Raw genomic sequence first — 15,465 nt, forward strand, 5'->3', positions numbered from 1 at the left:
ATGTTAGTAGAGGTTAAAGTGCCCGCATTGTCAGAATCAGTGGCCGAAGCGACACTGATAACGTGGCACAAAAAAAAGGGCGAGAAGGTCGAACGCGATGAAAATCTGATTGATATAGAAACGGATAAAGTCGTTCTGGAGTTACCCGCACCCAAGGCAGGCGTTTTAAAAGAGATCATCAAAGGAGACGGTGAAACCGTAACCAGTGGAGAAGTCATCGCCAAGATCGATACCGAAGCGGCCGACAACGATACCGATGCAGAATCCGATACAGCCGAATCGAAGGACACGCAAAAAAAATCTACTACACAGTCAACAAAAGATAAATCTACGCCCGACGAAGATGAGGGAAATGACCGGGATCAGGAACAGAAGACCGAACGTAAAGCAGATCCAACAATTCCGATGCTGATGCCGGCCGCACGGAAACTGATTGAAGAAAATCAGCTGAAAACATCAGAAACGCGATCGATCCAGGGAACAGGGCGTGGCGGACGAATTACCCGCGAAGATGTACAGGCTTATATCGATCATAAAACCGAAGACGAACAGGAAGCAGCTTCCGGCGACGCACAGACTGAGCAGTCTGCTGAAGAACAAGCCGGAATGGACGAAGAAAAGCGGTCGGAACAAACCCAGCAAAGCCGTGAAACCGGAGAAGCCAGTGAGCGGATTGATCGCCGGGTAACCATGTCACGCTTGCGCATGCGTATTGCAGAACGTCTGGTACAATCGCAATCGACCGCAGCAATTTTGACGACATTCAACGAAGTAAACATGCAGGCGGTCATCGATCTGCGCACCCGTTATCGTAATGAATTTGAAAAAGAGCACGGCATCAAGCTTGGTTTTATGTCGTTTTTTGTCAAAGCAGTCGCCGCCGCGCTCAAGAAATACCCCATTGTCAACGCATCGGTTGAGGGCAACGAAATTATCTACCATGATTACTACGATATCGGTATTGCCGTGGGCAGCCCGCGCGGCCTTGTTGTACCGATCCTGCGTAACGCTGACCGCATGACATTTGCGCAGATCGAAACGCAAATTTCGGATTTTGCCAGACGTGCGCGTGACGGTAAATTAACTCTTGAAGAATTAACGGGTGGAACATTCTCGATCACCAATGGCGGTGTGTTCGGTTCCATGCTGTCCACGCCAATTATCAATCCCCCGCAAAGCGCCATTTTAGGCATTCATGCAACCAAGCAACGGCCAGTGGTTGAAAATGGCCAGATCGTAATCCGTCCGATGAATTATCTGGCACTATCGTACGATCATCGCATCATAGACGGGCGTGAAGCGGTGCTGGCACTGGGGGCGATGAAAGAAGCGCTGGAATACCCAATGAGCCCGCTGCTGGAGACCTGAAAACAGACGGTCTGCGACTACTTCGCAATATCAATATACAATTTCTACATTTTCGGCGTTTAAATGCCGGTTTAATGTATGCAGCAGCTGATCGTCCAGATTTACCCGCCAGCTATCGCCCAGCACAATCTCGCAAGCCGCCTGCTGATTTTGATATACCAGCGAAACGGGACACAACGGCTGCATGTCGCCGTGTTGTGCCGGCTGATCGGGACGATCCTGGCCGGCATAAGGTGTCAACAGATTTTTCAATGTAGCAGTCGTCGGCAGCGTTTCAGAATTGACACGCAGCCTGATCCGTTTGGCAAAATGCGTGCGGATACCGGCAAGATTGTACAGCTTCTCCGCGGTTATACGCAGTTCGTTGCTGCTTTCCTGGTCGTTATACTGACCGCGAATACCAATTTTCGCCTGTGCCACCAGCAGTTGATCCTCCTTGAGCCAGTTGCGGTTTTCGTTAAACAGTTCATCAAACACAATCAGTTCGACTGAGGCCGTACCGTCGTCAAGGCCGATGACGGCCATTCGGCCACGCCGCGTCATCTGAACACGAACGTCATGAATGATTCCCGCGATGAGCTGCGTTTCACGCTGTACTGATAGCCGATCAAGCGTCGTGCGGACAAATGGACGTATATCACGGGCATAGGTCTCAAACAGGTGCCCACTGAAATAAAAACCGAGTCCTTGTTTTTCATGCTGCAGCGTCTCCCGGTCCGACCACGGCGAAGCTGATATCAAAGTCGGTTGCAGTGTCAAATCGTCCTGGCCATCAAACAGGGTTGACTGGTTGGCCGAGCGGCTTGACTGCTCTGCCGCTTCCAGCGCAATGCCAACCGAAGCCAGCAGGCTGGATCTGTCTCCATTCAGACAATCGAATGCGCCGACACGGATAAGCGATTCGATCACACGTCGGTTGATGATGCGCCGATCCACGCGGTTGCAGAAATCGAACAGATCAATGAACACACCGCCTTTACTGCGTGCTGCAAGTACGGCGTTTATCGCTGACTCACCCGTTCCCTTTACCGCGCCAAGCCCGTACCGGATTGTTTTGGCGCCGGTCGGCACAAACCGGTAATCAGACTGATTGATATCGGGTGGCTGAATCGTCAACCCATTTGCCAGACTGTCTTGAATGAAAATATAAACCTTGTCGGTATCGTCCATATCGGCCGACAAACAGGCCGCCATGAACTCAGCCGTATAGTGCGTTTTCAGAAAAGCAGTCTGATAGGCGATGAGCGCATACGCTGCAGCATGCGATTTGTTGAATCCATAACCGGCAAATTTTTCCATCAGACGAAACAATTCCGATGCCTTTGTTTCATCCACGCCGTTTTTTACCGCGCCGGCGACAAAAATATCGCGTTGCTGCGCCATTTCCTCGACTTTTTTCTTGCCCATGGCGCGCCGCAGCAAATCAGCGCTACCCAGACTGTAACCTCCGATCACCTGGGCAATCTGCATCACCTGTTCCTGATAAATCATAATGCCATAGGTCGGACTCAGAATCGGCTCGAGACGCGGGTCAAGATATTCAATGGTTTGCACGCCATGTTTGCGTTCAATAAAATCCGGTATTAAATCCATCGGGCCCGGCCGGTAAAGCGCAACCAGTGCGATAATGTCTTCGAAGCGATCAGGTTTTGCCTTCTGCAACAGATCTTTCATGCCGCGCGATTCAAACTGAAAAATACCGACGGCATTGCCCTGTCGCAACAATGCATAAGTGGCAGCATCATCCAGCGTCAACCCGGCGAGTGAAAACGATTCAACGCGGGATCGATTAATGTAACTGACAGCGCGGTCCAGTGTGGTCAGAGTTCGCAGCCCGAGAAAATCAAACTTGACCAGACCGATTTTCTCGACATCGTCCTTGTCGAACTGGCTGACCACGGCATCCGTCGACTCGGTGCAATAAACAGGGCAAAAGTCGGTGATTTTGCCCGGTGCGATCAGCACCCCTCCAGCGTGCATGCCGCTGTTACGGGTCAGTCCCTCCAGGCGTTCAGCCAGTTCCAGCAGGTAACGAACGTCCTCCTCCTCGGCAGCACGTTGATTTAACTGCGGCTCGAGTTCGCGTGCTTTTTTTAGCGTCATGCCAATTTCAAACGGCACCAGCTTTGCCAGTTGATCAACAAAATTGTATGGCAGATCCAGCACGCGGCCAATGTCACGAATCACTGCCTTGGCCGCCATGGTGCCAAAAGTAATAATCTGCGAGACACTTTGAGTGCCATAGCGCTGTTTGACATAGTCAATTACTTTTTCACGCCTGTCCTGGCAGAAATCAATATCGAAATCCGGCATGGATACGCGTTCCGGATTCAAAAAACGTTCAAACAGCAGATCGTAACGCAACGGATCGAGATCGGTGATACCGAGCGAATACGCAACCAGCGATCCAGCCCCGGAACCACGTCCCGGTCCGACCGGCACGTCATTGCGCTTGGCCCAGTTGATGAAATCGGCCACTATCAAGAAATAGCCTGAAAAACCCATCGAGATGATCGTATCAACTTCAAAATCCATGCGCGCCTGATATTCGTGCAGCCGCCGATTACGCTCATCTGTGCCAGGGAACAGTGCCTGCATACGTTCTTCGAGACCGGCCGCAACCTGGCTACGCAGAAAATCCTCCAGGCTTTCGTTATTGGGCGTTGGATACAGCGGCAGCTTGTTGACACCCAGCTCCAGTTCCAGATTGCAGCGACGAGCGATTTCAACACTGTTTGCAAGTGCCGACGGTATGTCAGCAAACAGCTGGATCATCTCCTGTCGGGTCTTGAAATACTGTTGTCGGGTAAATTTTTTCGGCCGCCGCCGATCGGCAAGAATATAACCCTCAGCAATGCAGACCCGAGCTTCATGTGCATCGAAATCGTCAGCCGTCAAAAACTGCACAGACTGGGTGGCAACAACGGGCAGATTTAACTTGTCTGCAATCACCAGTGATTGCTGCAACAGATATTCTTCCCGATCATGTCCGTCTCGCTGGATTTCAATATACAACCGGTTCGGAAAAACCGCGGTCCATTCCTTTGCCTGCGCCTCAGCCTGCTGCAGGTCGTTCAGTAAAACCGACTGGCCAATCGCACCATAACGTGCACCGGACAACGCAATCAATCCTTCGGTACCGTCCGGTTCATCGCGCAACCACGACCACCGTATCTCTGCCCTGCCCTGCACCTGGTTTTCAAGGTAGGCGCGCGTCAATAACCGTGAAAGTAATAAATAGCCGGCGTAGGACTGGCATAACAGCAGTACGCGTGCAGGTTTTTTACAGTCAATTTCGTTGGTTATCCAGACATCGCAGCCGATAATCGGCTTGATTCCGTTTTTGCGGGCACTTTGATAAAATTTTACCGCCCCGAACACATTGGCAAGATCGGTCAGTGCCAGAGCAGGCATCTGATCTTCTGACGCTTTCGCAATTGCGTCATTAATCCGGATGGTACTGTCCAGAATTGAGAATTCGCTGTGCAGCCGTAGGTGAATAAAGCCCGGTTCAGCAGATTTTTGAGTCATAAATGATACAATTGAACGCTTGGTCGATTGCAGTGTTCAAAACAGCATTGCAATCATGCTTTGTTTTTTTGTTACCGCCTTTAATTTTACATCATGTTGACCACTCCAGAACTGTTACTTCCCGCCGGCTCGCTTGAAAAAATGCGCACCGCATACGCCTACGGCGCCGATGCGGTTTATGCGGGACAACCGCGTTATTCCCTGCGTGCGCGCAACAATGAATTCGCACTGGAACAACTCAAAACCGGGATTACCGAAGCGCATGCGCTGGGTAAGAAGTTTTTCGTCGCGAGCAATATCATGCCCCATAACGCCAAGGTCAAGACTTATCTGGCCGATATGGAACCGGTCATCGCAATGCAGCCCGATGCACTGATCATGGCCGATCCGGGCCTTATCATGATGGTTCGGGAAAAATGGCCCGAGATGCCTGTACATCTGTCGGTACAGGCCAATACTGTCAATTACATGGGCGTCAAGTTCTGGCAGAAAATCGGGCTCACACGCGTGATTCTGTCGCGTGAACTGTCGCTTGACGAAATCGCCCAGATACGCGACCTGTGCCCGGACATGGAACTCGAGGTGTTCGTACATGGCGCACTGTGTATTGCCTATTCGGGACGCTGCCTGCTTTCGGGTTATTTCAATCATCGTGATCCGAATCAGGGCACCTGTACCAATTCATGTCGCTGGGACTATAAAGTCATGCCAGGCGAGGAAGGCGACAATGGCGATATTCAATCATCGGAAACGATCGATTTTGATTTTAACGCAGCGATGCGCGAGGCCGACAGCCAGTCGGGCCAGCAGCCCGACTTCAAGCGGCATCCGGCAGCTGATCAGGTATACATGATTGAAGAAAAAGAACGCCCCGGCCAACTGATGCCGATCATGGAAGACGAGCACGGCACTTATATCATGAATTCCAAGGACCTGCGCGCGGTGGAGCACATCGAGCGGATGGTCAAAATAGGCGTCGATTCGTTCAAGGTCGAAGGCCGGACCAAATCGCTTTATTATGTTGCCAGAACCGCGCAGGTCTATCGCAGGGCCATTGACGACGCCGTCGCCGGAAAAACATTCGATCCGTCGCTTCTCGGCGAACTCGAAGGACTGGCCAACCGCGGCTATACCAGCGGTTTTTACCAGCGCCACCAGACGCATGAAACACAGAATTACCTGCGCGGTCATTCCGAATCGAGCCGCAGTCAATATGTCGGCGACATCACAGGATTTGACGAAGCCAGCGGCATGGCGGAAATACAGGTCAAAAACCGATTTCAGGTCGGAGATCGCCTTGAGATCATTCATCCGTCCGGCAATCAGATAGTAAAACTGACACAGATGCAGGACAGCAAAGGCAAGCCAGTATTTGCAGCGCCCGGCAGCGGCCACCGCGTGCGTATTCCGATGACCCGGAATGTCAGTAATGCGTTTGTCGCTCGGTTCTTATCGTGACAATCTAAGCGATTGACAAACAGCTTGTCAGTCGCACTGATGATAAAAAAAACTGATCATGCTTCTTGGCAACCACTCGAAATTGCCAGGAAAAGGTGACTGGACAAATCCGGCATGCCCTCCTTCATCAGGAAACACGCGCGTCACCGCCGCTGAAACCTCGTCACCTTCGGGCAACACTGAAGCCGGCATGAATGGATCGTTGCACGCGTTGATCAACAGGGTCGGCACATGAATATGCGGCAGCCACTGCTTGCTGCTTGACTGTCGCCAGTAGTCGTCGGTATCTCTGAATCCATGCAAAGGCGCGGTGACAATATTATCAAATTCGTAGATTGATTTGCATTTTGACAGTGCTTTGCCGTCAAACAGTCCCGGAAACTTTTCCAGTTTCTCAAACGCCTTGTATTTCAACGTGCTCAGAAAATGATGTGTATAGACCTGATTAAATCCTGAATCGAGCGCCGCACCCGCCGCAGCCAGATCGAGCGGCACTGATATTGCGGCAACGCCGTTGAGCCAGTTTTTTGCTTCACTGCCCTGCTCGCCGAGCCACTTCAACAGTGCATTGCCGCCCAGTGACACTCCGATAGCATACACCGGCTGGTATTCCGCGTTGATCTGCCTGTGCTCTTGAATGATTCGCCTGACCATCCAGTCAATCTCCGCCGAATCACCCGCATGATATGCACGCGGCAGGCGATTGGGCGAACCGGAACAACCGCGGAAATGAATCACCACACTATGCCAGCCGTACCGCTGCAGAATATTTTTGATGCTGATTATGTAATGACTGTTCGAACCACCTTCAAGGCCGTGAAAAATGATCACCAGCGGCGCATCTACATGCCCGTCGAGCCAGTCGACATCGATAAAATCGCCATCGTCCAGTTCCCAGCGCACACGTCGATAGACAAACAACGGCTTCTGGCGCATCAAAAACGGATAAATTGTCTGCGCATTGCCGCCCGGCATCCACTTTGGAGCAACATACGGTTCCGTATACAGCGGGATTGAGTCGGTTTTCATGTGATTTTTTTTATTGTTGAAACTTCAAAGAGTTTAGCATAAGTGGAGAAAACAGATGGTTTAAAGCCTTTTTTCAAATTGAGATTTTTCTCGGAAAATCTGTTGTGACGCGTAAAATTCGGCCTGATAAATTGGTTACCGATAATGTGACTATGCTTTTCATAGGCTTCTCAAACTCATTTTTGATAAAATTGAGTCTGGAGAATTTTCTGTTGAGCATTATCAACGAAAACTTGTTAATGGCTCTGCGCTGGCTGTTGTTGAACGTATGAAAAAATATGAGGAACGGTATGAGCTCTAACAAAGCAGTGCACGCGGTACCAGCTATACTCTACAATTTTGCGTTATCGCCACGCTCTTTACCACAAAATTTACTCCACTTCACAAGTGATACTTCAATTTGATATTGCCGGATAAAACTAATGAATGTTTCCCATAACCTTTGAACTGTTGCGCTTCAATGGTTCATAAATATGGAAACCTTCAATAAACCCTGCCACTGTCATTTTTGACTCGTTGGCAATACCGATGTTTAATTTATTTCGATCTTCAAATTATTCATGTATACGCTGCTAATTGCTTTCTTTCTTGTTTCGATAATCTTTTCATTCCTTTGCTCAATCTGGGAAGCGGTATTACTCAGTATTACACCATCGTTTACGGAGCAGAAAGTGCAGGAAGGCGGCGATATCGGCCCAAGACTTGAAGCCTATAAGTCCAATATCGACCAACCGCTGTCAGCTATTCTCACACTCAATACCATTGCGCATACAATCGGCGCCATCGGGGTGGGTGCGCAGGCCGCTATAATCTGGGGAACCTCATTGATGTCGACAGTAGTCGTGCCGGTGGTCATGACATTGGCAATCCTGCTGTTATCTGAAATCGTGCCAAAAACAATTGGCGCCAGCTATTGGCAGGAACTTACAAATTTCACCGTAAGAAGCCTCAAGATTGTAATGTTTGTTTTAGCGCCATTCGTTTATATCAGCCAGATCATTACCCGCTCTTTGAAAAAAGACGGGAACGCAAGCGTATTCAGCCGTAAAGATTTTTCCGCCATGGCGGATATTGGCGAGAAACAGGGGGTACTTGACAAAGATGAATCTACGATAATGCGTAACCTGATGCTTTTTGAATCGGTTCTAGCACACGATGTGATGACACCGCGTACAGTCATGGTGGCCACTGCTGAAAATACACCGGCACGTGAATTCTACGACCAGCATCCAAATCTCAGATTCTCACGCATTCCTGTCTTCGAAAATTCACTTGACAATATAACGGGTTATGTCTTGAAAAACGATCTGCTAATCACGCTGATAAACAATGGGGACGATACGCCGTTATCGGCCATTAAGCGCGACATGATTGCCATAAAAGAAAACTTTCCCATTCCAGAATTGTTTAACCATTTCATTGAGAAACGCGAACATGTAGCACTGGTTATTGATGAATTCGGCGGTACGGCGGGACTAGTTACCATGGAAGACGTCATAGAAACGTTACTCGGCCTTGAAATTGTTGATGAATCAGATCACACTGTGGACATGCAAGCACTAGCGCGTAAAAAATGGGAAGAACGTGCGCGACAGATAGGCTTGTTGGAACAACTAAACAAGGAAATTACAGAGCAGGATTCAAACACAAAAGAAATAAAAAAAGAATCAATCACTGACAACTAATATGATAATACTTCAGACTTTCCCGCTAACTGTGTAATTATCAAGGCGCAAATCGCGTTTTTCGAGCCAGTCGATCACTTAACGTAGCGTCAGGCGACAGAAGCCTCGAACACACGCGAACACACGCTCAATGAAATGAACATTTTTGTGCTTGATTTGGACATCAAGAAATGCGCGCGGTATCACTGTGATCAGCACGTATCGAAGATGATTCTAGAAAGCGCGCAGTTGCTCTGCACAGCTTTAAACAAAAAAGGCTTCCAAACACCGTATCGCCCTACTCATATAAATCATCCATGCACTCAATGGATAGCTGAATCGTACGACAATTTTGTCTGGCTTCGAAATTTGGCCATGGCGCTAAATTCAGAATATCGATTCCGGTTTAACAAGACAGGCGATCATAAATCAATATCTGTTATTCGTGAAATTTCTGATTTAACGTATGAATTGGTCGGATTGACACCTTTTGCTCAAGCCATGCCCGACAAATACAAGGTTCCGGGAAACGCAGTTAAAGCGTATAGACAGTTTTACGTCGGTGAGAAATTGGGCTTTGCCAAATGGACAAAAAGAAATATTCCCAAGTGGATACATGAATTTCAAACAATGACGAATTCCATCTGACAGCAGGCGCTTGCATCAGGTGCAAAGACCCGTTGCGCTGCCATGGAAATAAACAGCATGAATGATACGCACCCTAGGCAAATTCATCAATCCTGTCCATCGAAGCTATTGAGCTATGCTGTGGCTGGAGCCCTGGCATTGCCGGTTGGTGCGGTGATGTGGTTCGAAACTGTTTATCTGTTCTTTGGCCTCACTGGCGAGGACCCGTCCGACAGCTTTAGTTTTCTCGCTGCGACGGTAGTATTCGGGTTCGCCTTTGGCTGGCCGGTGTTCCGCGCATATTGCACTGCCAGAGTGGTGCAGCGGGCATGCCAGCTTGGTCTGCTTGTGTCAAATCTGCTTCCGGTAGTGGCCGTTGCAGTGTTGCTGCTGTGGCAGGAAGCATCAAACCGGCCTGACTTTGGCATGGGCGGCTTGATGCTCTATGCTTTACCTTATGTTGCACTTGGTTTAGCGGTAATACTTGTCATCGGCTTTGGGCTTGGTATCCATCTGGCCGGGCGGCGGCTCACGACAAGCAACTACAAGCGCAGCGAGAACAGGCATGAGAAACCGGTATCCCGTGGCTAGGCTTTATTTCCGACCTGACTGGTTCTGGCCGCGCCCTCAATTCAGCAATACTCAATGGTTCCACCCAGACTGTAGTGATCTTGATGAAAACCAGAAGTCATTATCCGGTTTCTAAATCTGTCAGTCCCGGTTTTTCCCGATGCAATAGCAGGCATTCTATCGAATCAGCGCAGCAACCTGGCAAGGTGCAAATATCTATTTGTTTTGTGTGTCAATTGACAATTGGAATTGTGCTATTCGATATACAACTTGCCAGATTCTTCATAAATTTTGTGGCTGAACAGGACAGTTATGCAACCCGTTTACATGCGCGCACTTTCGTAATGTGCTGTTCTTGTCCACTCCGGACGCATAAACAGCAACTCGCCGCGCCTTGCCTGGGGAATATGATGTTTACAAGTATCAATTTCTTTTTGCACTTTTACAAACGCGTCGATAAAGTCAATCTTGATGCGTGCATTGCGGGCACCCAGAAATAATCCGGAAATAACCAGAAATCCCGGGTATGTGATCCACAAAGAGTAACCGCAATCCTGTTCGAAAAAATTTTCTTTGCTGAATGCAGTGCCACAGTCGCGCATCAGGTAACGCAGCGAATGGACCAATTCATCATGACTGCGACCAAAATGTTTTGCAATTATCTGCGTGGTAGTCACCACTTTATTATTCGTAATACTTACTATTGTTTCCATGATTACCTCCGTTCGAATCCCGGTATTTAAACCAAACCAAAATCACTCAACCAGTGATACGTCTGCACTGATACATGAGAAGAAAAAGAAATCCGGTGACACCTGGTCGAGAACGTTTCTCAGAATCCCGCTTTCATTTCTCTTCTGTTATTGAGCACTTTATCTCAAAGGTGCCATGCAAAAAATTGCCCTTTAGTCATATTTTTGGAAGATTTTATAAAACCCGGTTCGGGTACCTTTTTTGGAAAATCATGCTAACAATCTGATTTATCATAATAATAATTGAAAATACCACAAACAGGCTTAACCGCTGGTTCGAAAATTTTTTTAGCAATAACTGTTGTCATTCCGATATATCATTCAAAGCTTCATTAAGGCAGAACCTGTTCGCATTAACAGGCAAGAAATGATATTCACAATTGTCTCAATATAACGTAAACAGCTGTTGCCGTTTGCTTGCCATCAGGGCCGGGTATCAACCATTTGCGTAGTAATTCAATAATTTTCTTACTTTTGTTCTGTATTGATTATAATGCCCGCATTGCACCTTCCCTGGCGCAGGCAGGAACAACGCTCATGTTGTTTTTTATCAATATAAATCGATTTATTTATGCACAGATCAAACAAAATAATGGTTGTTTTTGCCGTCAACGCCATGTATTCCTTCAGAAACATTTCAAGTTCGAACTGTATTCGTCATATTGCCAGTTTGGCCGGATTGATTATACTCACAGGTTGCTTGTCGCCAATCACACTGAACAAAACAGTTCTCGCTTATAATCGATCCATCAGTGAGATCAATGCACAGGAATTACTCCTGAACATCGCCCGGGTACGGCACCATCACCCGATTCAATTCACCACGGTATCCAGTATCGCCGCAACGTTCAATTTTCAAATGAGCGCTGGCGCTACACCACCATTTGGCGCATTAACAAGCGGACAGGGACTGTCGCCAATCTTTGGTGGAAGCATATCCGAGAACCCTACCATTTCTATCACACCAATCAGCGGCGAAGAATTTAATCAGAGAATTCTTAACCCTTTTTCTGAAAACAAGTTTCTCAAGTTATATCAGCAAGGAACTGACCTGGGCCTTCTTATAAGAATGATGGCCAGTGAAATCCGCATCAAACACGATGGTATCGACCAGGTTTTGCGAAACCGCCCCAGAGAGCAGGATAGTTATGAGGAATTCCGTCGAAAAATCATGCACTTGACGGCTTTGAATCAGGCCAATCAACTGCAAGTGGAACCCGTTATCGTACAGCAGGACGTCACAATGCACGGTATCACTACGGAACATTCAGAAACTCTGGTAAATGCACTGGAAATGGGATATCGATGGATAGAAAAAGGAAATACAGGTGTTTTGAGCAGAAAAGTCTCCGGACGAACCATTATCAGTAATTATGATATTTCCAGCCTTTCGGTGGAAGAGAGAAACAAGCTGTTTTTGTACACGAATACACTGCCGGAAAATGAAATTTTTGTCGATATCCGACCGGGGTTGCCAGGTGGAGACTACCCGATTCAGGGGATTATTCGGTTACGCGCATTCCTGGCTATCCTGGGATTCCTTGGGCGGGGCGTGTCGGAAGAAATTGAATTTCACGTTGACAAAGATTCACGAACAGGTGAAATCCGTCACGATCCGATCAAGACGCTGGAAGTTGACATCCGTTCGTCCAATCTGGTAGACAATACAAGTACCTTCGCGGTCGCATACAAGGGGCGTACCTATTCTATACTGGATGGCGACAGCCCAGAGGCTGTCTGGAATCTCGAGGCATTCCGTTTGCTCGGCCAGTTATATGAACTGTCTATCCACCCGTCAGAATTTGCAAGACCGGCGCCGGCCATAACCATTGCCAAATAGAAGTGAATAGCATACAAAAAACAGCTATTCAGTTAACCCGTATCAGGGTTTCTTAAAACCTCATGTTCGACAGACCAGCAAGCACCGCCTGCGCCCATGCCGGGCACGAGACACATTGCAACGCAGCACCGATGTTTTTTTCCAAACACACCCGAATGAATTTCCAATATTCCTTTTTGGGTTAGATCAGTTGACAGCTCGATGATACCGTCCGCCAGCTTTATGTTTTTTTCTGAGACCCTGTATCTGTTCGACTACTTGATTTTCAGTGTCGAACTTGGCAGAGTTAGAAGCATACCGAAGCCGACTTCCACCCTATTAATATATTGCCGGTATATCAATATACATCACGAAAACAGCGATGAAATCAACTGAATTTAGTCAGGCACACCTGCCAGGTGCGCTGATAAAGGGTTAACTGATGATGAAAGGCATCTGGCTGGAAAATCAGCACCTTCAAATCCGCGCGGACCTGTCCTCACCCGAACCCGAGCCGGGGGAGGCGCTGATTCGGGTTATCCGCGCCGGTATCTGCAACACCGACCTGGAACTGGTGCGCGGTTACTATCCCTACTGCGGTGTGCTGGGTCATGAGTTTGTCGGTATTGTCGAAAATGGTGCTGACGAACTGGATGGCAAGCGAGTGGTGGGCGAAATCAACGCTGCCTGCGGTCACTGCCGTTTCTGCAACACACAGCAACCGACACATTGCGAAAACCGTACCGTACTCGGCATTGTCAACCGCAATGGCGCCTTTGCGGACTACACGGTGCTGCCGGTTGAAAATCTGCATCCGGTACCGGATACAGTATCCACAGACACCGCGGCTTTTACCGAACCTGTGGCTGCAGCGCTGGAAATTCAGCAACAGGTTCGTATCACCCCCAATGACCGCGTTCTGGTTGTCGGGGACGGAAAACTCGGTTTGCTGGTTGCACAGACACTGGCGCTGACTGGTTGCGAGCTCATAGCAGCCGGTCGGCATGCTGATAAACTGGCTATCCTGCAAAACCAGGGTATCACTACAACGCTGGCAGGGACTGTCGAACGGCGCAGCTTCGACCTGGCGGTGGAATGCACCGGCAATCCTGCCGGATTCGAACTTGCGCGGCGCGCGTTGCGCGCGCGCGGCACGCTGGTGCTTAAAAGCACCTATGCAGGTGAGTTAAATATTAATGCTTCGGCGCTGGTAGTCGACGAAATCACTGTTGTCGGGTCACGCTGCGGGCCATTCGACCGCGCACTGGCGGCGCTTGCCGCAGGCAGCATACAGGTGGAACCGTTGATTCAGGGACGCTACCGGCTGGAGCAGGGTATCGATGCATTCAACCACGCCCGCACCCGCGGCACACTGAAAATTCTGTTTGAAAATTGAATTCTATGAAAAACATCGATGCGGATTATAGAGTCGCGCTTTAATTCATATACCCGGTCTGCGCATATTAACCAATAAGCAGGCATGACAGATCATCTGTTTCCGTTTAACCATCCCGCCTGAAGTTTACGCATTTCAAATTATTTGCAAACAACTGGCAGACTTGCTTGACAATTTAAGACAACCGGTCGTATTATAATTTATGCGTAAATCAACCAAAACCACTAAAAAGGATTTCAATAAAGACAATATTTTGAACCAGGGCGTCGCGATGCTGATGAAACAGGGCTATCATGGCACCGGTTTACAAAAAGTTTTAGATGCAGTCAATATTCCTAAAGGCTCTTTTTATAATTACTTTGAGGACAAGGAGCACTTTGGCGCTGAAGTGATTCAGTATTATATTGATCCGTTTCTTAAACAGTTGGCTGCGCATTTAAACAATTCAGACACAGATGCACTCGGCGCCATACAGCGTTATTTTGATGAATTAATTGAAGAACTGGAACGGAACAATTTCAAAGGCGGCTGTTTGCTCGGCAATTTAATGGGCGAAATAGGTGACACCAGCGATATATGCCAGGCATCTTTACAGACCGCAGTAAACCGTTACCGGGACCTGCTGCAATCCGGACTGAAAAAGGCGCAGGATCAAGGCGCTGTCAGAAAAGACAAGACAGCCGGGAGCATGGCCGATCTTTTAATCAATACATGGCAGGGTGCTTTACTCAGGGCAAAGATAGAGAAAACGTCAGCACCTGTTTTACAATGCTGTCAGGAATTATTGGGTAATTATTTCAAGTCTTGATATTGTTTTTTAAAGATTGATAACCAAAGCTGTTATCCAGGTAGCCTGGTCAAATTATTAAAGACGACCGGTCATTTTTACTTAAACTTAAGGAGAACCACATGCCAAAATATATAATCGAACGCAATATTCCCGGTGCAGGTGCAATGCCCGCAACCGAATTACAAGCCATTTCACAAAAATCATGTAGCATATTGAACCAGATGGAACCCGGGGTACAATGGGTTGAGAGTTTTGTAACCGATGACATCGTTTATTGTGTTTACATTGCGCCTGACGAGGCGGCAATTCGTGCACATGCGAGTCAGGGCGAGTTTCCTGCAGACCGTATTTCCCGCGTCAGGACGGTGATTGATCCGACTACTGCGGAGAACTGAGCCGGGCGTTTTAACCAGCCATAACTGAAATGAATCAGCGGTTGCTGAATCGAGTAAACTTACAGA

The 15,465-nt window shown here is 48.3% G+C and carries 12 protein-coding genes; 9 read left to right on the forward strand and 3 right to left on the reverse strand.

The genetic code is table 11. The annotated features are described in order from the left end of the window. Entirely contained in the window at positions 1–1,368 is a 1,368-nt protein-coding gene (odhB, locus tag BMX44_RS08990) for a 2-oxoglutarate dehydrogenase complex dihydrolipoyllysine-residue succinyltransferase (protein WP_090631545.1), read from the forward strand. 30 nt (positions 1,369–1,398) lie between these two features. Here odhB and dnaE read toward each other — a convergent pair whose 3' ends face one another. Beyond that, positions 1,399–4,899: a DNA polymerase III subunit alpha gene (gene dnaE, locus BMX44_RS08995; protein WP_090631547.1), complete on the reverse strand. Its 3,501-nt coding sequence runs from the start codon at positions 4,897–4,899 to the stop codon at positions 1,399–1,401. A gap of 93 nt (positions 4,900–4,992) precedes the next feature. On the opposite strand from dnaE, the gene trhP reads away from it, so the two are divergent. Beyond that, a complete protein-coding gene (gene trhP / locus BMX44_RS09000) occupies positions 4,993–6,357 on the forward strand; it encodes a prephenate-dependent tRNA uridine(34) hydroxylase TrhP (protein WP_090631551.1) in 1,365 nt (454 codons plus the stop codon). Positions 6,358–6,384: 27 nt separating this feature from the next. On the opposite strand, the gene BMX44_RS09005 is transcribed toward trhP, so the two are convergent. Further along, positions 6,385–7,386 carry a YheT family hydrolase gene (locus tag BMX44_RS09005; RefSeq protein ID WP_090631555.1) on the reverse strand — a complete coding sequence of 334 codons (1,002 nt, stop codon included), beginning with the start codon at positions 7,384–7,386 and terminating at the stop codon, positions 6,385–6,387. 560 nt (positions 7,387–7,946) lie between these two features. Between BMX44_RS09005 and BMX44_RS09010 the strand changes: the two genes are divergently transcribed. From BMX44_RS09010 to BMX44_RS09020, 3 genes are all read left to right on the forward strand, one after another. Next, on the forward strand, positions 7,947–9,071 hold the full coding sequence (locus BMX44_RS09010; RefSeq protein WP_090631559.1) for a CNNM domain-containing protein: 1,125 nt from the start codon (positions 7,947–7,949) through the stop codon (positions 9,069–9,071). Positions 9,072–9,425: 354 nt separating this feature from the next. Further along, the gene (locus BMX44_RS17105) at positions 9,426–9,698 is read left to right on the forward strand and encodes a hypothetical protein (protein ID WP_218143944.1); all 273 of its coding nucleotides are present in this window, start codon (positions 9,426–9,428) and stop codon (positions 9,696–9,698) included. A gap of 57 nt (positions 9,699–9,755) precedes the next feature. Further along, entirely contained in the window at positions 9,756–10,268 is a 513-nt protein-coding gene (locus BMX44_RS09020; RefSeq protein WP_143056911.1) for a hypothetical protein, read from the forward strand. Positions 10,269–10,570: 302 nt separating this feature from the next. On the opposite strand, the gene BMX44_RS09025 is transcribed toward BMX44_RS09020, so the two are convergent. Further along, positions 10,571–10,960, reverse strand: coding sequence for a Rha family transcriptional regulator (locus tag BMX44_RS09025; protein WP_090631571.1), 390 nt, complete (start codon positions 10,958–10,960; stop codon positions 10,571–10,573). A gap of 610 nt (positions 10,961–11,570) precedes the next feature. Here BMX44_RS09025 and BMX44_RS09030 point away from each other — a divergent pair. From BMX44_RS09030 to BMX44_RS09045, 4 genes are all read left to right on the forward strand, one after another. Beyond that, positions 11,571–12,839, forward strand: coding sequence for a hypothetical protein (locus tag BMX44_RS09030; RefSeq protein ID WP_143056912.1), 1,269 nt, complete (start codon positions 11,571–11,573; stop codon positions 12,837–12,839). 421 nt (positions 12,840–13,260) lie between these two features. Beyond that, positions 13,261–14,214 carry an MDR/zinc-dependent alcohol dehydrogenase-like family protein gene (locus BMX44_RS09035; protein ID WP_218143945.1) on the forward strand — a complete coding sequence of 318 codons (954 nt, stop codon included), beginning with the start codon at positions 13,261–13,263 and terminating at the stop codon, positions 14,212–14,214. A 202-nt stretch (positions 14,215–14,416) separates the two neighbouring features. Next, on the forward strand, positions 14,417–15,022 hold the full coding sequence (locus tag BMX44_RS09040) for a TetR/AcrR family transcriptional regulator (protein ID WP_090631579.1): 606 nt from the start codon (positions 14,417–14,419) through the stop codon (positions 15,020–15,022). Positions 15,023–15,123: 101 nt separating this feature from the next. Continuing rightward, positions 15,124–15,399, forward strand: coding sequence for a DUF4242 domain-containing protein (locus BMX44_RS09045; protein ID WP_090631583.1), 276 nt, complete (start codon positions 15,124–15,126; stop codon positions 15,397–15,399). The last annotated feature ends 66 nt before the right edge of the window (positions 15,400–15,465 follow it).

Origin of the sequence: Nitrosomonas marina (genome assembly GCF_900110145.1) — a bacterium.
Classification (GTDB): Bacteria; Pseudomonadota; Gammaproteobacteria; order Burkholderiales; family Nitrosomonadaceae; genus Nitrosomonas; species Nitrosomonas marina.

Bases quoted from the DNA above. Each gene is read 5' to 3' on its own strand.
- odhB (WP_090631545.1), top strand. From the start codon at position 1: ATGTTAGTAGAGGTTAAAGTGCCCGCATTGTCAGAATCAGTGGCCGAA.
- dnaE (WP_090631547.1), bottom strand. From the start codon at position 4,899: ATGACTCAAAAATCTGCTGAACCGGGCTTTATTCACCTACGGCTGCAC.
- trhP (WP_090631551.1), top strand. From the start codon at position 4,993: ATGTTGACCACTCCAGAACTGTTACTTCCCGCCGGCTCGCTTGAAAAA.
- BMX44_RS09005 (WP_090631555.1), bottom strand. From the start codon at position 7,386: ATGAAAACCGACTCAATCCCGCTGTATACGGAACCGTATGTTGCTCCA.
- BMX44_RS09010 (WP_090631559.1), top strand. From the start codon at position 7,947: ATGTATACGCTGCTAATTGCTTTCTTTCTTGTTTCGATAATCTTTTCA.
- BMX44_RS17105 (WP_218143944.1), top strand. From the start codon at position 9,426: ATGGCGCTAAATTCAGAATATCGATTCCGGTTTAACAAGACAGGCGAT.
- BMX44_RS09020 (WP_143056911.1), top strand. From the start codon at position 9,756: ATGAATGATACGCACCCTAGGCAAATTCATCAATCCTGTCCATCGAAG.
- BMX44_RS09025 (WP_090631571.1), bottom strand. From the start codon at position 10,960: ATGGAAACAATAGTAAGTATTACGAATAATAAAGTGGTGACTACCACG.
- BMX44_RS09030 (WP_143056912.1), top strand. From the start codon at position 11,571: ATGCACAGATCAAACAAAATAATGGTTGTTTTTGCCGTCAACGCCATG.
- BMX44_RS09035 (WP_218143945.1), top strand. From the start codon at position 13,261: ATGATGAAAGGCATCTGGCTGGAAAATCAGCACCTTCAAATCCGCGCG.
- BMX44_RS09040 (WP_090631579.1), top strand. From the start codon at position 14,417: ATGCGTAAATCAACCAAAACCACTAAAAAGGATTTCAATAAAGACAAT.
- BMX44_RS09045 (WP_090631583.1), top strand. From the start codon at position 15,124: ATGCCAAAATATATAATCGAACGCAATATTCCCGGTGCAGGTGCAATG.